This window comes from Vitreimonas sp., from assembly GCF_036392335.1.
Classification (GTDB): domain Bacteria; phylum Pseudomonadota; class Alphaproteobacteria; order Caulobacterales; family Aquidulcibacteraceae; genus Vitreimonas.
The window spans coordinates 17,736-40,408 of record NZ_DASVYD010000017.1 but is presented as its reverse complement, the minus strand read 5'-3'; the positions used below and the strand labels follow the sequence as shown (position 1 = coordinate 40,408).

General features: G+C 64.3%; 19 protein-coding genes. 13 read left to right on the top strand and 6 right to left on the bottom strand.

The window, feature by feature from the left end; all coding sequences use genetic code 11:
- Positions 1-15: 15 nt before the first annotated feature.
- Together uvrA and ygiD are read right to left on the bottom strand one after the other, a co-directional pair.
- Positions 16-2,991: an excinuclease ABC subunit UvrA gene (gene uvrA / locus VF769_RS03645; RefSeq protein ID WP_331007009.1), complete on the bottom strand. Its 2,976-nt coding sequence runs from the start codon at positions 2,989-2,991 to the stop codon at positions 16-18.
- Entirely contained in the window at positions 2,988-3,764 is a 777-nt protein-coding gene (gene ygiD, locus VF769_RS03640; RefSeq protein ID WP_331007008.1) for a 4,5-DOPA dioxygenase extradiol, read from the bottom strand. The genes uvrA and ygiD overlap by 4 nt, the downstream gene beginning before the upstream one ends.
- A 288-nt stretch (positions 3,765-4,052) precedes the next feature.
- Between ygiD and ssb the strand changes: the two genes are divergently transcribed.
- The 4 genes from ssb (at position 4,053) to VF769_RS03620 (ending at position 7,026) form a co-directional block, all read left to right on the top strand.
- The gene (gene ssb / locus VF769_RS03635; RefSeq protein ID WP_331007007.1) at positions 4,053-4,532 is read left to right on the top strand and encodes a single-stranded DNA-binding protein; all 480 of its coding nucleotides are present in this window, start codon (positions 4,053-4,055) and stop codon (positions 4,530-4,532) included.
- A gap of 156 nt (positions 4,533-4,688) precedes the next feature.
- Positions 4,689-5,009 (top strand): endonuclease domain-containing protein, encoded by a 321-nt coding sequence (locus VF769_RS03630; protein ID WP_331007045.1) that lies wholly within the window; start codon positions 4,689-4,691, stop codon positions 5,007-5,009.
- A gap of 331 nt (positions 5,010-5,340) precedes the next feature.
- The gene (locus VF769_RS03625) at positions 5,341-5,877 is read left to right on the top strand and encodes a hypothetical protein (protein ID WP_331007006.1); all 537 of its coding nucleotides are present in this window, start codon (positions 5,341-5,343) and stop codon (positions 5,875-5,877) included.
- A gap of 147 nt (positions 5,878-6,024) precedes the next feature.
- Entirely contained in the window at positions 6,025-7,026 is a 1,002-nt protein-coding gene (locus VF769_RS03620) for an LLM class flavin-dependent oxidoreductase (protein WP_349258091.1), read from the top strand.
- Here VF769_RS03620 and VF769_RS03615 read toward each other — a convergent pair.
- The gene (locus tag VF769_RS03615; protein WP_331007004.1) at positions 7,023-8,021 is read right to left on the bottom strand and encodes a hypothetical protein; all 999 of its coding nucleotides are present in this window, start codon (positions 8,019-8,021) and stop codon (positions 7,023-7,025) included. The two genes, VF769_RS03620 and VF769_RS03615, sit on opposite strands and share 4 nt — an antisense overlap.
- Positions 8,022-8,117: 96 nt before the next feature.
- Between VF769_RS03615 and VF769_RS03610 the strand changes: the two genes are divergently transcribed.
- Positions 8,118-9,011, top strand: coding sequence for a DMT family transporter (locus tag VF769_RS03610; RefSeq protein ID WP_331007003.1), 894 nt, complete (start codon positions 8,118-8,120; stop codon positions 9,009-9,011).
- Here VF769_RS03610 and VF769_RS03605 read toward each other — a convergent pair.
- Positions 8,995-9,579 carry a superoxide dismutase family protein gene (locus tag VF769_RS03605; protein WP_331007002.1) on the bottom strand — a complete coding sequence of 195 codons (585 nt, stop codon included), beginning with the start codon at positions 9,577-9,579 and terminating at the stop codon, positions 8,995-8,997. The genes VF769_RS03610 and VF769_RS03605 overlap by 17 nt on opposite strands.
- A gap of 116 nt (positions 9,580-9,695) precedes the next feature.
- Here VF769_RS03605 and gyrA point away from each other — a divergent pair, with 116 nt between their 5' ends.
- From gyrA to tgt, 6 genes are all read left to right on the top strand, one after another.
- Positions 9,696-12,425: a DNA gyrase subunit A gene (gene gyrA / locus VF769_RS03600; RefSeq protein ID WP_331007001.1), complete on the top strand. Its 2,730-nt coding sequence runs from the start codon at positions 9,696-9,698 to the stop codon at positions 12,423-12,425.
- Positions 12,422-12,925: a pantetheine-phosphate adenylyltransferase gene (gene coaD / locus VF769_RS03595; RefSeq protein WP_331007000.1), complete on the top strand. Its 504-nt coding sequence runs from the start codon at positions 12,422-12,424 to the stop codon at positions 12,923-12,925. Before gyrA ends, coaD begins: the two co-directional genes overlap by 4 nt.
- A 20-nt stretch (positions 12,926-12,945) precedes the next feature.
- Entirely contained in the window at positions 12,946-13,818 is an 873-nt protein-coding gene (locus VF769_RS03590; protein ID WP_331006999.1) for a peptidylprolyl isomerase, read from the top strand.
- Positions 13,791-14,252 carry a peptidylprolyl isomerase gene (locus tag VF769_RS03585; protein WP_331006998.1) on the top strand — a complete coding sequence of 154 codons (462 nt, stop codon included), beginning with the start codon at positions 13,791-13,793 and terminating at the stop codon, positions 14,250-14,252. Before VF769_RS03590 ends, VF769_RS03585 begins: the two co-directional genes overlap by 28 nt.
- Before the next feature lie 133 nt (positions 14,253-14,385).
- The gene (queA, locus tag VF769_RS03580; RefSeq protein ID WP_331006997.1) at positions 14,386-15,444 is read left to right on the top strand and encodes a tRNA preQ1(34) S-adenosylmethionine ribosyltransferase-isomerase QueA; all 1,059 of its coding nucleotides are present in this window, start codon (positions 14,386-14,388) and stop codon (positions 15,442-15,444) included.
- The gene (gene tgt, locus VF769_RS03575; RefSeq protein WP_331006996.1) at positions 15,441-16,553 is read left to right on the top strand and encodes a tRNA guanosine(34) transglycosylase Tgt; all 1,113 of its coding nucleotides are present in this window, start codon (positions 15,441-15,443) and stop codon (positions 16,551-16,553) included. The genes queA and tgt overlap by 4 nt, the downstream gene beginning before the upstream one ends.
- On the opposite strand, the gene VF769_RS03570 is transcribed toward tgt, so the two are convergent.
- Positions 16,550-17,095 (bottom strand): hypothetical protein, encoded by a 546-nt coding sequence (locus tag VF769_RS03570; protein ID WP_331006995.1) that lies wholly within the window; start codon positions 17,093-17,095, stop codon positions 16,550-16,552. The genes tgt and VF769_RS03570 overlap by 4 nt on opposite strands.
- Before the next feature lie 99 nt (positions 17,096-17,194).
- Between VF769_RS03570 and hrpB the strand changes: the two genes are divergently transcribed.
- Positions 17,195-19,633, top strand: coding sequence for an ATP-dependent helicase HrpB (gene hrpB, locus VF769_RS03565; RefSeq protein WP_331006994.1), 2,439 nt, complete (start codon positions 17,195-17,197; stop codon positions 19,631-19,633).
- A 5-nt stretch (positions 19,634-19,638) separates the two neighbouring features.
- Positions 19,639-20,583, top strand: a complete 945-nt coding sequence (locus VF769_RS03560; RefSeq protein WP_414731761.1) for a threonine ammonia-lyase — start codon at positions 19,639-19,641, stop codon at positions 20,581-20,583.
- Here VF769_RS03560 and VF769_RS03555 read toward each other — a convergent pair.
- Positions 20,577-22,640 carry a lytic transglycosylase domain-containing protein gene (locus tag VF769_RS03555; RefSeq protein ID WP_331006992.1) on the bottom strand — a complete coding sequence of 688 codons (2,064 nt, stop codon included), beginning with the start codon at positions 22,638-22,640 and terminating at the stop codon, positions 20,577-20,579. The genes VF769_RS03560 and VF769_RS03555 overlap by 7 nt on opposite strands.
- Between the last annotated feature and the right edge of the window lie 33 nt (positions 22,641-22,673).

The window sequence follows — 22,673 nt, the reverse complement described above, 5'->3', positions numbered from 1 at the left end:
GCGCGGGCGCGTCTCCTAAGCGGAGGCGCGCTTCTTCTTCGTGGCCTTGGGCGCGGGCGCTTCCGCCGCCGCGACCTTGCGCTTCACTGGCGCGGCCTTGCGCGCGTTCTGCTTCTCCAGCGTCTCGGCGAGATAGCGGCCGGTCCAGCTCTCCTTGACCTTGGCCACGTCTTCCGGCGTGCCTTGCGCCACGATGCGTCCGCCGCCATCGCCGCCTTCGGGCCCGAGGTCGAGGATCCAATCCGCCGTTTTGATCACATCGAGATTGTGCTCGATCACCAGCACCGAATTGCCGTTGTCGACCAGCTCGTGCAGCACTTCGAGCAGCTTCTTGGTGTCCTCGAAATGCAGCCCCGTCGTCGGCTCATCGAGAATATAGAGCGTGCGGCCCGTGGCGCGCTTGCTCAGCTCCTTCGAAAGCTTCACCCGCTGCGCTTCGCCGCCCGACAATGTCGTCGCTTGCTGGCCAATATGCACATAGCCCAAGCCCACGCGCTTTAACGTCTCCAGCTTGTCGCGAATGCTGGGCACCGCGTTGAACAGGTTCGCGCCTTCGTCCACCGTCATGTCGAGCACGTCGGAGATCGATTTGCCCTTGTAGAGAATTTCCAGCGTCTCGCGATTATAGCGTTTGCCCTTGCACGTATCGCAGGTGACATAGACGTCAGGCAGGAAGTGCATCTCGATCTTGATCACGCCGTCGCCTTGGCACGCCTCGCAGCGCCCGCCCTTGACGTTGAACGAGAACCGGCCCGGCCCGTAGCCGCGCGCCTTCGATTCCGGCAAGCCCGCATACCAATCGCGGATCGGCGTGAACGCGCCCGTGTACGTCGCCGGGTTTGAGCGCGGCGTGCGCCCGATCGGCGATTGATCAATGTCGATGATCTTGTCGATGTGTTCGAGCCCCAAGATCGCGTCGTGCTCGGCCGGCACATCGCCCGCGCCATGCCATTGCCGCGCGACCGCTTTGTAGAGTGTCTCGATTACAAGCGTGGATTTGCCGCCGCCGCTGACGCCGGTTACGCAGGTAAACGTACCCAGCGGAATCTCCGCATCGACATTGCGCAGATTGTTGCCCCGCGCGCCCTTGATCGTGATCTTGCGCTTCTTGTCGGTCCAGCGCCGCTTCTCGGGGATCGCAATCTCGCGCGCGCCGGTCAAATAGGCGCCGGTGATCGAATTCGGATTCTTCTGAATCTGCTCGGGCGTGCCTTCGGCGATGATCGTGCCGCCATGAATGCCCGCCGCCGGCCCCATATCGATGACGTGGTCCGCCGTCAGGATGGCTTCTTCGTCGTGTTCGACGACAAGCACCGAATTGCCCAGATCGCGCAGCCGCTTCAGCGTATCGAGCAGCCGCGTATTGTCGCGCTGGTGCAAACCGATCGACGGCTCGTCCAACACGTAAAGCACGCCCGTCAGGCCCGAGCCGATCTGCGACGCCAAACGAATCCGCTGGCTCTCGCCGCCGCTCAGCGTGCCTGACGCGCGTCCGAGCGAGAGATAATCCAAGCCCACATCCACCAGGAAGCGCAGCCGATCATTGATCTCCTTCAAAATCCGAACCGCGATTTCCTTCTGCTTCGGCGTCAGCTGGTCATTCAACGCCGCGAACCAATCGCGCGCGTTGCGGATCGAGAAATTCGACGCCGCCGAAATGTCGAGCATCGCCACCTTCACCGCGAGCGCTTCCGGCTTCAGGCGTTTGCCTTCGCATACCGGGCAGGGCGCCTCCGATTGGTAGCGCTCCAAATCCTCGCGCACCCAGGTCGAATCCGTTTCCTTCCAGCGACGCTCCAAATTCGGCAGCACGCCTTCGAAATTCTTCGTCGTCTCGTAACGGCGTACGCCATCGTCATAGACGAACTTAATCGGCTCCTTGGTGCCGTGCAGGATCGCGCCGCGCAGCTCTTTGGAAAGCTCCTTCCACGGCGTCGTCGGCTTGCATTTGAAATGCTTCGCCAACGACTCAAGCGTCTGCGCATAAAGCGGCGAGGGGCCTTTGGCCCAAGGCGCCACCGCGCCGTCCTTCAGCGACTTGTCGTGATCCGGGATCACCAGATCAGCGTCGAATTTCAGTTGTACGCCCAGACCATCGCACGCGGGGCAAGCGCCTGCCGGATTGTTGAACGAGAAGAGCCGCGGCTCGATTTCCGGAATGGTGAAGCCCGAGACCGGGCAGGCGAATTTCTGGCTGAAGATGATGCGCTCTGGCGCGCTCGCCTTGTTTTTCAACGTCGCCTTGCCGCCGCCGGTCTCGCCCTTATCCGCGAACTCTGCGAAGGCGACGCCGTCGGCCAGCTTCAGCGCTTGCTCCAGCGAATCCGCCAGCCGTGTTTCAATGCCCGCCTTCACCGCGATGCGATCGACGACGATGTCGATGTCGTGCTTGAACTTCTTGTCGAGCGTCGGCGGCTCCGCCAGCTCGTAGAACTCGCCATCGATCTTGGCGCGCTGGTAGCCCTTCTTCAGGTACTCAGCCATTTCCTTTTTGTATTCGCCTTTGCGGTCGCGCACGACCGGCGCCAGCAAATACAAACGCGTGCCTTCCGGCAGCGCCATGATCCGATCGACCATCTCGCTGACTTGCATCGCCGCGATCGGCTGGCCCGTCGCCGGCGAATAGGGCACGCCCACGCGCGCCCAGAGGAGACGCATGTAGTCGTAAATCTCGGTGACGGTGCCGACGGTCGAGCGCGGATTGCGCGACGTCGTCTTCTGCTCGATCGAAATCGCCGGCGATAGGCCTTCGATCGAATCCACGTCCGGCTTCTGCATCAGTTCCAAGAACTGACGCGCATAAGCCGACAAAGATTCCACGTAACGCCGCTGGCCTTCCGCGTAGATCGTATCAAACGCCAGCGAAGACTTGCCGCTGCCGCTCAAGCCTGTGATCACCACCAGCTCATTGCGCGGAATATCGACATTCACGCCCTTGAGATTGTGCTCGCGCGCGCCGCGAATACGAATGTGGGTGAGGCCGTCCTTCATTGCGGCAAGCCATAGGCGAACGCGGTCATCGAAATCCCAGGGGCGTAGTGCTTGTTGAAGATGTAGGCCGGCTCGTCACCTTGGCGAGCGCCGAGCGCGTAGAACACGGGGAAGAAATGCTCCCAATCCGGCGCGGCCTCGCGCGCATCTTCGCGCGCGCCGTAATTGAGAACGGAAGCCGCATCGCCGCTTGTCGCAGCATTCGTCACGAAATCATCGAAGCTCCGCACCCACGACAGCAGCTCGCGCGTGCGGAAGAAGGCCGGCAAATTATGGACGATATTGCCCAGCCCCAGGATCAGCACATTCTCATCGCGCAGCGGGGCCAAAGCCTGCGCGATCTCATAATGCTGCGCCGGCCCGCGCCGGACATCGAGGCTGACTTGCACCACCGGCACATCGGCGCGCGGATACATGTGCACGAGAACGCTCCAAGCGCCGTGGTCCAAACCCCAGCTATCGTCGAGCTCAGCGCCAAAAGGTGTCAGCAGCCTGACAATCTCCCCAGCTAAAGCCGGGTCGCCAGGCGCGGGGTATTGAACGTCAAACAAAGCCTGCGGAAAGCCCCGCCCGAAATCGTGGATCGTCTTCGGCTGCGCGTTGGACATCACGCGCACGCCCTCGGTCACCCAATGCGCCGAGATCGCCACGATCGCGCGGGGCTTCGGAAAGCGCGCCGCGATCTCAGCCCAGCCGCGCGCGGAGGGCGTGTCCTCGATCGCATTCATCGGCGAGCCGTGGCCAACAAAAAGGGCGGGCGCTTTGGTGCTCATGGGTCTTTCTTGGGGGCCGCCAGCGAGCCCGGCGGACACCATATTTAGTAGTCAGAGTCGCCGAAGCATCAAGAACAAAGATGGAACGACAGTCGCGGCCACATGGGTGTGCCTGGCTTGGCGTCAGCTTCGTTCCGGCTCCGCCAAATTCACTCCACCGGTTCGGACAGTTAATGAGTCTTTACCAATCGCGCGAGTCGGCGTATAGAACATAGAGAGAACATTTGTCCGGATATGCCCGGCGGATGCCTCACCATCGAGTACAGCGAAGGAAACAGGAGGTCGGCGATGGCTGGCAGCGTCAACAAAGTGATCTTGGTCGGCAATCTGGGCAAGGACCCTGAAATCCGTCGTCTCAACAATGGCGATCCGGTCGTGAACCTCTCGGTCGCAACCTCGGAAACGTGGCGCGACAAGCAGAGCGGCGAACGCAAAGAAAAGACCGAGTGGCACCGCGTCGTGATCTTCAACGAAAACATCGCCAAGGTGGCCGAGCAATATCTGAAGAAGGGCTCCACGGTTTACATCGAAGGCTCGCTGCAGACGCGGAAATACGAGCAGAACGGCGTCGAGAAATACACGACCGAAGTCGTGCTGCAGAAATATCGCGGCGAACTCACCATGCTCGGCGGCAAGGGCGACGGCGGCGGCCGGTCCTACGATGACGACGGCGGCGGCTCCTTCAGCAGCAAAGCCGGCGCCAAACGCGTTAGCGACGGCCCCCGCGAAAGCTTCAACCAAGATCTGGACGACGAGATCCCGTTCTAATTCCATCATCCTCGCCCTCGATGGGCGAGGTGGCGCGCGGGCGACCGCCCGCGCGACGGAGTGGGTGGCGGCGCGTCGTAACCGATTGCGTCGCCCATCGTCCGGTCAGGAGACGATCCCGTGGCCAACGATTTCGCGCGTCAGCTCCGCAAAAATATGACGCCGCATGAAGTCAAACTCTGGCGCGCGCTTCGCGACATGCGGAAGCAGCATGGCGTCAAATTTCGCCGCCAAGTTCCCTTGCGTGGCTACATTGTCGATTTTGCGTGTTTCGAGGCGCGCCTGATCATCGAACTCGACGGCAGTCAGCATGGCTCCGAGAGCGGAGCCGCGAGGGATCGAATTCGCGATCAAACGCTGCGGCGCGGCGGTTTCTCTATCCTCCGATTTTGGAATGTGGAGGTCGATGAAAACCTCGATGGCGTTTGGCGAACTATTGAACATGCAGTTTTGAACACGCGGCCCGAGCCGCCCTGACAGCGCACATCCTCGCTCTCGATGGGCGAGGTGGCTTGCGGCGGAGCCGCAAGACGGAGTGGGTGGCTGCTCCGTCCCTGGAGCACCGCGCAGTCACCCACTCAGTCATCGCGCTTCGCGCGCTGACAGCTCGCCCATCAAGGGCGAGCAGGGCGGAAGTGCATACGGGGCTTCACGCAGGTCTATTCCACCCTGTTCGGACCGCCGGCTTCCAGCCGGCGTGGTGGAAAGCCCAAGAAGCTCAAAGGTTTTGCACACAGGAGAAGACGCCGGCTGGAAGTCGGCGGTGCTTTTATTCAACCGGTTTCACACCGCCCGCATACTCCCACGCATGAAAAAACCGCCCCCCATCCTCAGCACGCAGAGAAACGCCAGGCTCGTCGCCTGGGCCCGTCTCATGCTGGCGTGGGTGGGGGCGCTGATGTTTTCCACGACGCTCGGCAAGATCAGCGAACGCCATCTGCTGGCGCGCATGTATTACACCAATCTCGACCGCGTCGCCGCGACCATCGCCAATATCGTGCTGCTGCACGCCTTCGCCAAACTCGGCTATCCCAGCAGCGGCGGCACACCCTTCAAACTGCGCGATTACACCGGCGCAGGCTTTGCGCTGCGCACCCACGTGCGCAACATCCTGCGCGCCGGCCAAGGCGTCTGGCTGCGTCGCCGTCTCAATCATCGCAATCTGCTGACGCGCCTTGGCCTCATAGTTCAAGCGCTCAATGATATCGACGCACTGGCCGCCCGCGCCGCGCGCCGCTTGCGCCATGGCCTGACGCGTCTCTTCGCCATCCGCGCCGTACAACCACCGCACGATGCCGTTCGCACGCTAGCGACGCCACAAGTGCTTGCCACCGATAGCTCTTAATCGGACCGCCGGCGCCCTCGCCGGCATCTTTCCGCCATACCCGAACCGCGCCGAGCCAGCTCCGCGCGGCCATAAGTGCTGCGCCTTCATCAGAACGTCGCGCAAACAGGCGTTGGCGACATCCACGCCAGCGCCCATATTCAATTCATGATCCCGTTCTCCGTTCTCGACTTGGCCCCCATCGTGGAGGGGGCGGACGCGGCGCAAGCGTTGCGCAACAGTCGCGAATTGGCGCAAGCGACGGAGCGGTTTGGCTACAAGCGCTTCTGGCTCGCCGAACATCACAACATGCCGGGCATCGCCAGCGCCGCAACCGCGTTGACCATCATGAACGCCGCCGCCGCGACAAGCACGATCCGCGTCGGCGCCGGCGGCATCATGCTGCCCAATCACGCGCCGCTCATCATCGCCGAACAATTCGGTACGCTCGACGCGCTTTTCCCAGGCCGCATTGATCTGGGCCTCGGCCGCGCGCCGGGCGGCGATCGCGTCACCATGAACGCGCTGCGGCGTACGCTTGTCGGCGGCGAAGATCGCTTCCCGCAGGACGTCCTCGAACTGCAGGCGCTGCTGGGGCCCAGCGAACTCGGCCAAGCGTTGCGCGCCGTGCCGGGCGAAAACTCCAACGTGCCGCTTTGGATTCTGGGCTCGTCCACATACGGGGCGCAACTCGCGGCCTTGCTTGGCCTGCCGTTCGCGTTCGCCTCGCACTTTGCGCCGGCGCAAATGATGGAAGCGATCGCCATCTATCGCGCGCGCTTCAAGCCCTCTGGCGATCTGAAAGAGCCGTACGTCATGCTCGGCTTCAACATCTTCGCCGCGCCCACCGACGACGAAGGGCGTTTGCTTTCAACCTCGCTGATGCAAGCCTTCGCCAGCTTGCGCCGGGGCGAGCCAAGAAAGTTGCAGCCGCCCGATCCAGATTTCGAAAGCAATCTGAGCGTGCCAGAACGCGCGGCGCTTGAATCCGTGCTCGCATGTTCGGCCATCGGCTCGCCCCGCACGGTGAAGCGCAGCATCGAAGCCTTCATCCGTCGCACCGGCGCGGACGAGTTGATCCTCGCCTCGCACATCTACGATCATGCCGCGCGCATTCGCGCGTACGAAATCGCGGCGCAGGTGCGCGATGAATTGGCGGCGGAAGCTTAGGGCGCCAGCACGTCGACGACGTTGAGCGTGCCGCTTGCGCTCACGCCGCGCGCGCCGCCGACCATGTAAATCGCGCTGTCGATGGTGACGAAGCCATGACCGTGGCGCGGCGTCGGCATCACATAGGCCTGCGTCCAGGCGCCATTGGCGTCGTACTTCCAAAGGTTCTGGCCAACCGAGGGCGGATTGAAAATCTCGCCGCCGCCAGCGAAAATTTCGCTGCCGATCACCGCCGCCGCCAAACCGCCGCGCGGGTCGGGATAGGGCGCGCCGACGCTCCAATTGTCCGTCTCGGGATTGTAAATGTCGTGCGCCGGCAATTGACCGCCGATGACTGTGCGCCCGGAGATCACATGGATCATGCCGTCGCGCACCACCGCCGCCGCTGAATTGCGCGCCGTTGGCAAAGGCGCTGCGCGCGTCCAGCCGCGCGCGCCCGGCTCGAATACGTAATGGTCGGCGACATCGACATGATCTTGCCAATTGGCGTTGTCGCCGCCGTACGGAGAGCGGCCGCCGATCAAATGAATGCGTCCGCCGATAACGATAGGCGCTGCTTCGCCAATAGGCTTAGGCAGTGCAGGCGCTTCGATCCAGGTTTCGCCGTCGAGCTTCAGCACGCGCGCCGTGCAGGTCCAACGCGTGCGCGCTTCGCCGCCAAGAAAGCCGCCAACCGCGTAGAGCGCGTCGCCAACCGAGGCCAGATGCACGTGATGCGCCGCCTCCGGCAGCGCCGGGCCATCGCGCCACACGCCGGTTTCGGGATTGAGCACGATCACGCGCTCGGTCGCCCCGCGCGTCGCCGGCGAGAAGCCGCCCGCGATCCAAAGTTCGCCGCGATGCAGGACGGGATAGATTTCTTGTACAGCAATCGGCGCAGGCGCGGCCACGCGCCAAGTTGGCGTGGGCGGCGGTGCGGCCTGAGGGTCTGCCTGGCACGCGGCGAGCAAAGGGGACGCCGCGAGGGAGACGGCGAACGCGCGACGGCTGATCATGGCCGCTATGTAGTCCTTCCCTGCGTCCTTGTCTGCGGCGTTCGTCTTGACCGTCCTGCGCTTGCGCGTCGCAGATTACCGGCGTAGCGAGCGGGGGTGACCTCGCCTTCGCGCGCCTTCGCGCCGCTCGATTTTCTACAACTGATCTCCATCGCCCTGATCTGGGGTGTGAATAACATCCTTGCCAAGATCGCGATCGACGCCCTGCCGCCGATGCTGATGGCGGGGCTGCGCTTCACGATTGTCCTGGTGCTGCTGGCGATTTGGTTGAAGCCGCCGCCCAAAGGGCAATGGAAGCTGTTTTTCGCCATGCTGGCGTTCATCGGCCCGCTCCACTTCGCGATCCAATCGATCGGTCTGAAGCTGGCGACCGAGATGCCGCCCATGATCGTGGCGATGCAGCTTTGGGCGCCCGCCTCGGTCGTGTTCGCGGCGCTGCTCTTGGGCGAACGGGTCAGCCCCTTGCGATGGGCAGGCGTCATGATCGCCTTCCTGGGCGCGGCCTCGATGACCTTCGATCCCGCTGTCTTCGCCCAAGGCGGGGCGCTCGCGCTCGTCGCTCTAGCGTCTGCGTTCTATGGGCTGGGCACTGTCTTGGTGCGCAAATTAGGCGGCGGGCTCGACCCTTGGGCGACGCAAGCCTGGATCGCGCTCGTCGCCGCGCCGACGCTGCTGCTCAGCTCGGCGCTGTTCGAACGGGGCCATGTCGCGGCGGCCCAGGCGGCGCATTGGAGCGTCTGGGTGTTCATCGCTTTTGGCGCCATTGTGTCCTCGATCGTCGCCAACGCCTTCATGTTCAAACTGGTGCAGAAATACGAAGTCTCGCGCACGACGCCGTATCTCTTGCTCACGCCGGTGATCTCGTTCGCGCTGGCCGTGTTGATCCTGCACGACACCATTACCTGGCGCATCCTGGCCGGCGCGGCCCTGACCATCAGCGGCGTCGCCCTGGTCGCCCTGGCCGAGCGGCGCTTTAAGGCAGTTGCGTAAGCGCAGCGCACGCGATGCGCGCGCCGGCGCCGCCAATTGGCTGGCTCAACTGATCGTCCGGATTGGCGTGGATCATCAGCGCGGTTCCGTCCGCGTCGAGCAGGGCCTCGCGCGCGACGTTCCGGGCGGTCGCCGGCACACGCTCGGCGCCCAGGACGGTGGAGGGGGAGAAGAATTCCGCTCCAAACGGTCCGGCTGGCGGCGCGAACAAGTTGGGCAGGTCGCCCGCCTCCGGCCCGTCTGGGTTGAGCAAGCCGTGTTCCACACGTTCAGCCATGCCCAAATGCCCACCCGCTGCCTGGAATCCCGCCGCGAAATCTGAGCAATCGCCGCGCGCGTGGAGATGCAGGCCGTGCCAGCCTGGGGGCAGGGCGCGCTCTGAAAACTCAAGTCGAATCAAAACCCCTGCCGGCGCGTTGGTAAAAGTCGCCTGGCCAATGGCGCGCCCATCCTGGGTCACGATCCAGGCCGTTCGGGAGGGTACAGGCCCCGCATTGTCGCCGCCGCCGCCGAAGCTGGCGCACGCACCCAGAAAAGCTGCGAAAATCAGAGCGGCGATGGGGCGCATAGGGTGTCCTTGGTTTGCGGGGGCAGGCCCAGGATGTTAGTTTACCGGGGATTCGAGAACAGGGTTCTTGGATCATTTTCCGTTGTTTTCCCTAGTCCAGAATAGACCGGCGATCCGTGTCAGACACGTCCGATCCCGCCGATACCGGCGGTCCATCCCTTCCCAAAGGCGTCTCGCTCATCACCATCGAGGATGAGCTGAAGCGGAGCTATCTCGATTACGCGATGAGCGTGATCGTCTCACGCGCTCTGCCCGACGCGCGCGACGGCCTGAAACCGGTGCACCGCCGCATCCTCTATGCGATGGATGAGACCGGCAACACGCACGAGAAGCCGTATCGCAAGAGCGCCAAATCTGTCGGCGAAGTGATGGGTAATTACCACCCGCACGGCGACCAGGCGATCTATCTGACACTGGTGCGTTTGGCGCAGGATTTCTCGATGGGCCTTACGCTCATCGACGGCCAAGGCAATTTCGGCTCGATCGACGGCGATATGCCGGCCTCGATGCGTTACACTGAAGCGCGCCTCGCGAAATCCGCGCGCGCGCTGCTCGACGACATCGACGAAGGCACCGTCGATTTCCAGGACAATTACGACGGCTCGGTGCAAGAGCCGACGGTTCTGCCGGCGCGCTTCCCGAACCTGCTCGTCAATGGCGGCGGCGGCATCGCGGTCGGCATGGCGACGAACATTCCGCCGCACAATCTGTCGGAAGTGATCGACGCCACGGTGGCGCTGATCGACAACCCGAACATCGCCGATCTCGATCTTTTGGATATCGTGCCTGGTCCAGACTTCCCGACCGGCGGCGAGATCCTGGGCCGCGCCGGCGCACGCATGGCGCTGATGACGGGGCGTGGCTCTGTCGCGATCCGCGCCAAGCATCACACCGAAACCATTCGCGGTCGCGAAGCGCTCGTCTTCACCGAAATTCCCTATCAGGTGAACAAGGCCGAAATGGTCGACAAGATCGGCGAGCAGGTGCGCGAAAAACGCATCGAAGGCATCGCCGAAATCCGCGATGAATCGAACCGCCTCGGCGTGCGCCTCGTGGTTGAGCTGAAGCGCGACGCGGTGGCTGATGTCGTGCTGAACCAGCTCTATCGCTATTCGTCGCTGCAGACCTCGTTTGGCGTGAACATGCTCGCGCTGAACCAGGGCAAGCCCGAACAGATGGGCCTGCGGAAGATCCTCGAGATCTTCCTCTCGTTCCGCGAACAGGTCGTCACCCGCCGCACCAAATTCCGGTTGGCCAAAGCGCGCAAGCGTGGCCACGAAACCGTGGGCTTGGCCATCGCCGTCGCCAACATCGACGAAGTGATCCGGCTCATCCGCGAAAGCCCCGATCCGGGCGTGGCGCGCGAGCGCCTGGTCGCGCGCGATTGGCCGGCCGGCGATATGATGCCGCTGATCGCGCTGATCGCCGACCCGCGCACCGTGGTCAGCGATGGCGACAAAGTCCGTCTCTCGGATGAACAAGCGCGCGCGATCCTGGCGCTGACACTTTCGCGTCTCACCGGCCTTGGCCGCGACGATATCGCCAAAGCCGCCAACGAGATCGCCGAAGAGATCAAGGAATTGCTCTCTATTCTGGGCTCGCGCGAGCGCATCCTCGAGATCATTCGCGGCGAATTGCTGGACGTGAAGACGCAATTCGGCGTGCCGCGCCGTACGCACTTCTCGGAGGCTGATGGCGACATCGATGACGAGGCGCTGATCCCGCGCGAAGACATGGTGATCACCGTCACGCATGGCGGCTACGTGAAGCGCACGCCCTTGGCGGCGTATCGCACGCAGCGTCGCGGCGGCAGAGGCCGCGCCGGCATGCAGATGAAGGACGAGGATTTCGTCACGCGCGTGTTCGTGGCCTCCACGCACGCGCCGATCCTGTTCTTCTCGTCGTCGGGCATGGTCTATAAGATCAAGGCGTGGCGTATCCCGTCGGGCGATCCGCGCACCAAGGGCCGCGCCTTGGTCAACCTTTTGCCTTTGGAGCAGGGCGAAACCATCACGTCGGTCATGGCGTTGCCGGAGGACGAGCGCGACTGGGATAAGCTCGATGTGATGTTCGCCACCCGCTCGGGCGGCGTACGCCGCAACAAGCTGGGCGACTTCACGCAGGTGAACCGCAACGGCAAGATCGCCATGAAGCCCGATGAGGGCGACGGAATTATCGGCGTGCAAATCTGCACCGAGGACGATGACGTGCTGCTCACCACGGCGAACGGCATGTGCGTGCGTTTTCGCACCACCGACGTCCGCGTGTTCAAGGGCCGTGATTCCACCGGCGTGCGCGGCGTCGATCTGAAAGACGGCGATCACGTTATCGGCATGGCCGTGCTCAAGCACGTCGACGTCACCACCGAGGAGGTGGGCGCCTATTTCAAATGGGACGCGCAAGCGCGCGGCGATGTCGAGGTGAGCGCGGACGACGAAACGCCGGCAGCGAGCGGCGACGCCAACGTGCCGTTTGAACGCCTCGCTTGGCTGAAGACGCAGGAGCAATTCATCCTGACCGTCACTTCGAACGGCCTCGGCAAACGCGCCTCGGCCTATGAGTATCGGGTCACCAATCGCGGCGGCAAAGGCCTGATCGCGCACCGTCTCACGGGAGACGCCCACCTGGTCGCCTCCTTCCCGGTGAAAGACGAGGAAGAATTGCTGCTCGTCACCGATAAGGGCCAGCTCATCCGCACCGGCATCGATCAAATCCGGATCGCCGGGCGGGCGACACAGGGCGTCATCCTGATTAATGTCAGCGATGACGAGCACGTCGTGGCGGCCGAGCGCTTGGAAGCGCTGGGCGGCGAAGGCGAAGCGGCGGCCGAGGAGGGCGGTGAGTGAAGAGCAAGGTCCGCGTTGGGCTCTATCCGGGCACGTTTGATCCCGTGACCAACGGGCATGTGGATATCATCACCCGGGGAGCCAATCTTGTGGACCGCCTCGTCATCGGCGTCGCCATCAACAAGGACAAGGGCCCGCTCTTCTCGCTGGAGGAGCGCGTGGCGATGGTCGAGGAGCAATGCGCCAAGATCAAAGGCGCAGCCGAGATCGTGATCCAACCTTTTGACACATTGCTGATGTCATTCGCCGAGAGCGTAGGGGCGCATATCATCGTCCGGGGACTTCGAGCGGTCGCCGACTTCGAGTACGAATTCGCTATGGTTGGGATGAACCAAAAGCTAAATCCTGCCATCGAAACGGTTTTTCTCATGGCCGACCCGACGCATCAGGCGATCGCGTCGCGGCTGGTCAAGGAAATCGCGCGACTGCAAGGAAGCGTCGCGCACTTCGTGCCTCAAGAAGTAGAAGGACGACTGAAGGCCAAGTTCGGGGTGTCTTGATGCTGCGCTTGAGAGGAATATTGGCCGGGGCCCTGCTGGCGCTGGTCCTGGTCGGCGGTTTTGACGTGGCGGCGGCGCAGGCGCCGGACCCACGCAATTGGCGCCAGGTCGATCCGGAGAACACGCTCTATATCGATACGGTGCACGGCCGCATCGTCGTGGAGATGTACCCCGAGGTCGCCCCGCGTCATGTCGAGCGCATCAAGACGCTGACTCGCGCCGGCTTCTATGACGGCATCATCTTCCATCGCGTCATCGATGACTTCATGGCGCAGACGGGCGATCCGCTCGGCACCGGCGAAGGGGCGTCGAGCCTGCCGGACTTGCGCCAGGAATTTATGTTCCGTCGCGGGCCTGACATGCCGTTCGTTGAAGCGGCGGTGCAAAGCCGGGCGCGGCTGGGCTTCTACAAGGCGCTGCCGATCGAGAGCCAACCGGATGCGCAAATGGCGGTCACGGCAGATGGCCGCGTGTCCGCGAACGCGTTGCATTGCCAGGGCGTTGTCTCGATGGCGCGGGCGGAGCCGGAGAATTCGGCCAACAGCCAATTCTTCATCATGCGCCAGCCGAATACCGCGCTCGACAAGCGCTACACGATTTTCGGCCGCGTCGTTTGGGGCATGGATGCGGTGATGCGCATCGCCGTCGGCAATCCGCCACCGAACCCGGATCGGATGCTCGCTGTGCGCCTTGCGGCTGACGTGCCTGAAAGCGAGCGGGCGCCGATCTACATCTTGCGCACCGATGGTCCGCAATTCCGCGAACTGATCGAGGAGACTCGTCGCGATCGCCGCGCCGATTTTTCGGTCTGTGACGTTCAAATCCCGACGCGCGTTCCGCGCGACGGCCAAAGAGAGAGAAGCTGGTGGTCGATAATTCCTTTCATACCCTGACGCTCGAACTCGACACCGGCACGGTGAAGATCAAGTTCCGTCCGGATCTGGCGCCGAACCATGTTCAGCGCATCGGCGAACTGGCGAACGAAGGCTTCTACAACAACGTCCCGTTCCACCGCGTCATCGCGGGCTTCATGGCCCAGGGCGGCGACGGCAAGAATTTCAACGGCACGGGCGGCTCGTCGAAGCCCAACCTGAAACAGGAATTCAGCGCCGAACCACACGTGCGCGGCGTGTGCTCGATGGCGCGCACCAATGACCCGAACTCGGCCAACAGCCAGTTCTTCATCTGCTTCGACGACGCGCGTTTCCTCGATCGCCAATACACGGTCTGGGGCGTGGTCGAAGAAGGCATGGAAGCTGTTGACGCCCTGCCGAAAGGCGAACCGCCGCGTACGCCCGGCAAGATCATCAGCGCACGGGCGGAGTGAGCTATCCTCCCCGCAGGCGGGGAGGTGGCGAGCAAAGCGAGCCGGAGGGGCGCGTGCTCCAGTCCTGGAATAACGCCCCCCTCAGTCATCGCGCTGCGCGCTCGGACAGCTCCCCCGCACGCGGGGGAGCATAATGCGCGTCGATCTGTTTGATTTTGATTTGCCGGAAGAGCTGATCGCGCTCAGACCAGCGCGTCCGCGCGATGCTGCGCGACTTTTGCTGTTGCGCGATGACGGCATGATCGAGGATCGCTTCGTGCGTGATGCGCCGGCGCTGTTTCGGCGCGGCGATCTGCTGATCTTCAACGACACGCGCGTGATCCCGGCCGCGCTGAAGGCGACGCGTCCGGCGCGCGATGCGCAATCGCCGGACGTGGCGGTCTCGCTCAATCTGATCGAGCGCGTCGACGGCGCGAGCTGGCGCGCGCTCGGCAAGCCAGGCAAGCGGTTGAAGGAAGGCGACGCGCTCAATTTTGACGGCGGTCTCACGGCCACGATCACCGCCAAAAGCGAAGAGGGCGAACTCACGCTGCGCTTCGATCGCGCGGGCGCTGCGCTCGATGAAGCCATCGCCCAAATCGGCGCGCCGCCGCTGCCGCCCTATATCGCGGCCAAACGCACCCCGGATGAAGCCGACCGCGACGATTACCAAACCGTGTTCGCCGAGAAGGACGGCGCGGTCGCCGCGCCCACGGCCGGTCTGCATTTCACCGATGCGCTGTTGAAGCGTCTCAAAGCTGGCGGCGTGGAAAGCGCGCGCGTCACGCTGCATGTGGGCGCTGGCACGTTTCTGCCGGTGAAGGCGGAGGATACCGAAGCGCACGTCATGCACAGCGAATGGCGCGAGATTTCGCCGGAAACGGCGGACACGATCAATCGCGCCAAGGCCGAAGGCCGCAGGGTGATCGCGATCGGCACCACCGCGCTGCGCTCGCTGGAATCGGCGGCCGACGAGAACGGCCGCATCCAGCCGCAAGCCGGCGCCACGGATATCTTCATCACGCCGGGCTATCGCTTCCGCGTGGTCGACGGGCTTTGGACCAATTTCCACCTGCCGCGTTCGACGCTCTTCATGCTCGTCTCCGCCTTCGCCGGCTTGGAGCGGATGCAGGAAGCCTATGCACACGCGATCGCCAACAAGTATCGCTTCTATTCCTATGGCGACGGCTCGCTGCTATGGCGGCCGCGATGAGCGGCTTTCCCTTCGAAATCCATGCCCGCGATGGCGCGGCGCGCACCGGCGTTCTGAAAACGCCGCGCGGCGCCATTCGTACGCCGGCCTTCATGCCCGTGGGCACCGCCGGCACCGTGAAGGGACTGACGGTTGATCAAGTTGCTTCGACGGGCGCCGACATCATTCTCGGCAACACCTACCATTTGATGCTGCGCCCCGGCGGCGAGCGCATGCAGAAGCTCGGCGGGCTGCACCGCTTTATGCGTTGGGACAAGCCAATCCTGACCGACAGCGGCGGCTATCAAGTCATGTCGCTCTCACAGCTGCGCAAGCTTGATGCGGACGGCGTGACCTTCCGCAGCCATATCGATGGCGGCGAGCATCGCCTCACACCTGAGCGCGCGATGCAACTGCAGGCCGACCAGATCGGCGCCGACATCATCATGCAGCTCGATGAATGCCCCGCGCTGCCGGCGCCACGCGAGACGGTCGAGAAGGCGATGCGGCTTTCGCTCGATTGGGCGGGGCGCTGCAAACGTGCGTTCGGCGCGCGCGAGGCGCAGAATTTGTTCGCCATCGTGCAAGGCGGCGTCGATCCCGAGTTGCGCCGCATCTCGGCGGAAGCCTTGGTGGCGGAGGGCTTCGATGGTTATGCGATCGGCGGGCTAGCGGTCGGCGAAGGTCACGAGGCGATGCTGGCGACGCTGGAAGTGACAACGCCATTCCTGCCGCAAGAGCGGCCGCGCTATTTGATGGGTGTCGGCAAGCCGATCGATATCGTTGAGAGCGTCGCGCGGGGCGTGGACATGTTCGATTGCGTGCTCCCGACGCGGGCTGGTCGCCACGGCCAAGCCTGGCTGGAGAGCGGCTCGATCAACATCACCAATGCGCGCTTCGCCGAGGATGCCACGCCGCTCGATGAGAGCATCGAGTGCCCGGCGAGCCGCGACTATTCGAAGGCCTATCTGCACCACCTCTTCAAAGCCGGCGAGCTGCTCGGCCAGGTGCTGCTCTCGTGGCACAATATCGCGTATTACCAATCTCTGATGCAGCGCCTGCGTGATGCGATCGCCGCAGGCCGACTACAAGATTTCCTCGACCAGTTTCGCGCCGCGCAACGCGCCTAGTCGCGATTGCGCGCCGGTTGCGCGGGCGGCGGCGGCGGGATGATGCTGGGGCAGCCTAACGACGCGCCATAGCCGCGCAGGAAGGTGCGCCGCTGTTGGCCGTTGGCGACGGCGCGCAATGCTTCACGCTCCGCGCGGCTGGCGCCGGAGATGCGGCGCACCCAGGAGCGGAACGGGATCAAATCCTGCGCCGTGCCTTGCACGGCCTCGATGGCTTGCTCCTCGACGAAATCGCCGCTGCGGTCCCAGATGTTGCGATCGGGGCCGGGTTGATAGCTCTCGGGACCAAGCACGGCGTCGAGATTGCCGATCTCGCGCGCAACCGCCGCGCAATCGGTCAGCGTGGCGGTGGAGTAAGGATATTGCAGATTGCGCAGCACCAACGGGATTTCAGGGCGGATGAGGTTCACGTCGCGCAACGGGCTATAGGCGGCGTCGGTGACGCCGCGGCGCGTATCGGCTGTGCGCCCGGTTGAGCACGCGGCGACGCCGATGCTCAAGACAAGAACCGCAGCCAACGCGCTCCAAGTTTTCGCCCGCATATCCCACTCCGTGTGCCTGTGACGGCCAGCCTATACCGATCCCAGATGACAACGCCAATGCGGCGAGACATGGACGGCGCGAAAGGCTAATTCCAGCGCATGTCCTTGCCCGTGGAGGAAGTTCTGCCCGATCTGCGCGCCGCCTTGGCTGCGCGCAGCGAGGCTGTGCTGGTGGCGCCCCCTGGCGCGGGCAAGACAACCCGCGTGCCGCCGGCGCTGCTGGGCGAACCGTGGGCGCAGTCCGGCAAGATCGTTCTGCTCTCGCCGCGCCGGATTGCGGCGCGGGCGGCGGCGGCGCGGATGGCGGCGGAGCGCAGCGAACGCGTGGGCGAGACGATCGGCTATCGCGTACGCCTCGATTCCAAGATCGGCCCGAAGACGCGCGTCGAGGTCGTCACCGAAGGTGTGTTCAGCCGGATGATCCTGGACGATCCGGAATTAAAGGGCGTCGCGGCGGTTCTGTTCGATGAATTCCACGAGCGCAGCTTGGAGGGCGATCTCGGTTTGGCGTTGGCGCGGGATGCGCAAGGCGCGCTGCGGCCTGATCTGAAAATCGTGGTGATGTCGGCGACGCTCGATGCGGCCCGGATCGCGTCGCTGTTGGACGATGCGCCAGTGATCGTCAGCGAAGGCCGCATGTTTCCGGTGGCGCATGTCTATCGGCCGCGCGATCCGCGTGGGCGCTTGGAGGATGAGACGGCAGCGGCCGTGCGCGCAGCGCTATCGGCCGAGCGCGGCAGCGCGCTCGTATTCTTGCCGGGCGTCCGCGAAATCGAGCGGACGGCGGAGGCGCTCCGTTCGACACTGAGCGATCCCAGCGTCGACATTCGCCCGCTCTATGGCGCGATGAGCCCAGCGGATCAGGACGCCGCCATTTCGCCGGCGCCGCCGGGGCGTCGCAAAGTGGTGTTGGCGACATCAATCGCCGAAACCAGTTTGACGATCGACGGCGTGCGCATTGTTGTCGATGCCGGTCTCGCGCGACGGCCGCGTTTTGAACCAGCGCTCGGGCTTTCACGGCTCGAAACCGTGCGCGCCAGCCAAGCGGCGATCACACAACGCGCGGGCCGTGCCGGGCGCTTGGAGCCCGGCGTCTGCTGGCGACTCTGGAGTAAAGGCGAAACGCGCGCGCTGCCGGAATTTGATCGACCGGAAATGCTCGATGCCGATCTCTCAGGGCTCGCGTTGGATTTGGCCGCGTGGGGCGTGAGCGATCCGACGACATTGGCGTGGCTCGATCCGCCGCCGAAGCCGGCTTGGAATGAAGCGATGGCGCTGCTGAGGCGCATTGGCGCGCTGGATGAGAGTGGGCGGCTGACGGAGCACGGCGCCGCCGTGGCGCGTCTGCCCTTGCCGCCGCGTCTGGCGCATATGGTGATTGAGGCTTCGCGCCATGGCGAAGGTCTGCTCGCGGCGCGGATCGCCATGCTGCTCACAGAGCAAGGCCTAGGCGGGCGCAGCGCCGATCTGCGTGAGCGCTTGCATCGCTTCGTCACGGAACGTGGCCCGCGCGCGGATGCGGCGCGAAGCTTGGCCGATCGCATCGCGCGCAACGCCGGCGGCGGGCGGGGCGACGCGGATGAAGAGCGTGCAGGCGCGGTGCTGGCGCTGGCCTATCCCGACCGCGTCGCGAAATCGCGCGGCGGCGCGTTCACAATGGTCAATGGCCGCGCGGCGACGATTGAGCCGGCGTCGCCCTTGGCGCGCGCGCCTTTTCTGGTGATCGCGGACATTGCTGGGACCGCTGGCCGCGCGCAAATCCTGTTGGGCGCACCGATTGCACTGGCCGATATTGAGACGATGTTTGCGCGCGAGATCGAAACCGCCGCTTCGGCGACGGTTGATGCCGCCACTGGCGCGGTGCGTGGGCGGCGAACGCGGCGATTGGGTCGTGTTGTCTTGTATGAAGCGCCGTTGGAGCGCTTGAGCGGCGAGGAGCTGCAGCAAGCGCTACTTGGCGCCGTGCGTGACGAAGGCTTGGCGCTGCTCGATTGGGATGAGACAGCCCTGCAGATGCGGGCGCGTGTCGCCTTCATGCAGGGGCTGGATTCGGAGAGCTGGCCAGACTGGAGCGATGAGGGGTTGATCGCCTCCCTTGATGATTGGCTGGCGCCGGCTCTGATGAGCAAGTCGCGGTTGAAGGACGTCAACGTTGCCGAGGCGCTGGCGAACGCGTTGCCTTACGAGTTGCGCCGGAAGCTTGATGCCGAAGCGCCGGCACGGTTCGAGACGCCAGCGGGTTCCTCGCTGCGGATCGATTACGCCGCTGATGGCGGACCGGCGCTGGATGTGCGGCTCCAAGAATTGTTTGGGCAGGATAAGCACCCGAGCGTGGCGAATGGCCGTGTGCCGCTGAGCTTGCGCTTGCTCTCACCAGCGCATCGGCCGGTACAGACGACCAAAGACTTGCCAGGTTTCTGGCGCGGGTCGTATGCCGCCGTTCGCAGTGAAATGCGCGGACGCTACCCGAAGCACCCCTGGCCGGAAGACCCATTGACCGCGCCGCCGACGCGCCGCGCCAAACCACGAGGCTCCTAATGTACGTGCCGACGATTGACGACGTGAAAGCCGCCGCCGACCGCATCAAGGGCATCGCCGTGCGCACGCCGCTTCTGCGCAATGATGTGCTGGACGCGCGCCTTGGCGCGAAGGCCTTCGTGAAGGCCGAGTGCCTGCAGCGTGGCGGCGCGTTCAAGATGCGCGGCGCCGCGAATGCGATTTCGGCGCTGGCGCCGGATGTGCGCGCGAAAGGCGTAATCGCATTCTCCTCAGGCAATCATGCGATCGCGGTGTCGACGGCCGCCAAGCATTTTGGCGTTCCCGCCACCATCGTCATGCCCGCGGATGCGCCGAAGATTAAGTTGGAGACAACGCGATCGCTGGGCGCGGACGTGGTCACTTACGACCGCGTTGGCGAAAGCCGCGAGGAGATTGGCGCGCGCTTGCTGCGCGAGAAAGGCGGCACTCTGATCAAGCCGTTCGACGATCCGTTCGTCATCGCCGGCCAAGGCACGTTGGGTTTGGAAATTGCTGAGGAGATCGGTCCGGATATTGTCTTCGTGCAGGCATCGGGCGGCGGTCTGGCGTCCGGGGTGTCTTTGGCGCTGCCGAATGCGCGCGTGATCGTTGTCGAGCCGGAGGGGCATGACGACATCGCGCGGACGTTGGCGACAGGTGCGATTCAGCAAAATCCGCCTGGGATCCGCTCGATCTGTGACGGCCTGCTCACCGACCGCATGGGCGACATCACGTTCGAGATCGCGCGCAAGCGGTTTGAACGCGTCATCATTGTGTCCAATGACGCCGTGCGCCGGGCGATGAAGTTTGCCTTCTTTAACCTCAAAGTCGTGCTCGAACCGTCAGGTGCGGCCGCGCTGGCGGCAGCCCTTGAAGGCGGCGTGGACGTCACCGGCCAAACGGTCGCCATCATCGCCAGCGGCGGCAATGTTGACGCCGAGACGTTCGTGACCGCGCTCGCGGTTCAATAACGCCCGCGCTGCAGGTCACGTTCAAGCTGAATCTCGACCGGTCGCGCCGCGAGCCGGTGGCGATAGACCTGCAGGTTTTCAGTCACCCGCTGCACATAATTGCGCGTCTCGGAGAACGGGATGAGCTCGATCCAATCCACGACGTCCACCGAGCGCGAGCGGGGATCGCCCCAATCATTGATCCAGTTGCGCGTATTCTGTGGGCCTGCGTTGTAGGACGCGATCGCCAACACGTAAGAGCCGCCGAAATCGTCGATCAGATCGGCAAGGTGCGCGGACCCAAGCGTGACATTGTATTGGGGGTCGCTGGTGAGCGCCGCGCGTTCATAAGTCAGGCCCTCGCGCCGCGCCTGTAATTGGGCTGTCGATGGAATGAGCTGCATGAGACCGCGCGCGTTGGCGTTCGAGATCGCGGAAGGGTCGAACTCGCTCTCCTGCCGAATGATCGCATGCACGAGCGCCGGCTCGATGCGATTGCCGGAGCGCACGACAGACGGCAACTCGATGGTTGGGTAGGCCGCGTTGGTGGCGACGACGTTGCGGAACAGGCCCGCTTTGGCGCTGCGCAGGGCGGTGCGCTGATAATTCTGCTCGCGCGCCATGGCCGACAGCAGTTCAAGCTCCATCGGGTCGTCGAGCGTGTCGTCGAGATAGAAGGCGATCGATTCAAAGTCCCGCTGCGTGCCGACCTCCGACATGAGACGCAGCGCCTGTACGAGTTCGCGATTGTTGAAGCGCTCGCGCGCCGCACTAGAGACTTGCGCCGTGTCCGGCAGTGAGAGCGTCGCCGTGCGGTTGCCGCGCGTGGCGGCGAGTTGCCCGTAATAGGTGAAGTTGAAGCGGGCGGCCTGATCGTAAAGTTGATCGGCCTCGCCATTGCGGCCGAGCGCCCGCGTGGCTTCGGCGCGCCAATAGAGCGCGCGCGACAAGCTGACCGGCGAAGAGACATTCTCGCTCAGGTGCGAAAAATGTTCCAGCGCGCGTTGCGGCTGATTGAGAAAGCGCAGCGAGAGCCAGCCGGCAAGCCATTCGGCGTCGGCGAAGGATTCGCCCGAGGTCAAACCATGATTGGAGACGAGCTGGTAGGCTTGGCGATAATTGCCGGCGCGGAGCGCGCGCGGCAGGTAGAGGCGGCGCTCGCGAAAGATGTCGTCTCGCGCGGCCATCGGCGCTTGGCGCGGATCAATTTCGACCATCAGCGGCAGCGCTTCTTCGGGATTGCCGGTACGACGGCGATATTGTGCGCGATCGTACATGAAGCCCGGATTGTCTTGACGCGACGCCGGCACCGCGTCGACCGCCGCTTGCAGACCGCGACGTTGGCGCGTCTGCAGCGCGATACGCGCGGTAGCGACCAGGCGATCCGCCGTCGGGATGCGCGGCATCAGGCGTTGGGCGGCGGTGCGCTGGTCGCGCCAAAGGAGTGCGTCGACGCGCGCGGCGTGATCCTCCGCGGTGAGCGCCGAAGAGAACGCGGCCATCACGCGATCCTCGGCGTTCGTGCTCAACACGTCCTCACGCCAGGAAGCGCGGGCGATCTCGTTGGCTTCGGCGCGCTGGCCAAGTTCTTGAAGCGCCAGCGCCAGCGCGACGCGGCCGTCGCCGGTGGCGGGGCCATTGTCGCTGCGCAGAAAGGCGACACGCTCCGACGCCGAGAGCCGCGAATCCAGGATGGCCTGCTCCGCGCGCGTCCGCATCGTGGTGCGGCCCGGCCAGCCCTGGAGATCGTTGAGCGCGCGGGAAAGGTCGTCAAAGTAGAGCGGCGCATCCGTCGAGGCGGCCCAGCGCCATTGCAGCATACGTCGCACGAGCGGATCGGACGCGTTGTCGCGCAATTGTGCGAGCCCCACCCAGTCACGCTGCTCGGCGGCCGCCAAACCATCGCGCAAACGCATGCGCTCGGCCGAAACCGGCAGTCCCGGCGGTGCTGTGTAGGCGGCGGATTCCGCGGTTGCGGGGCGGGGCTGGGCTGTGGATAGGCCAGCCTCGCCCGAGCCCAACAGGGCGCTGCAGGCCACGACCGCCAAGCCGACGCGGATCAGCCGCGCTGCATCCATGTCTCTCCCTCCGCACCATTCCGAAACAAGGGC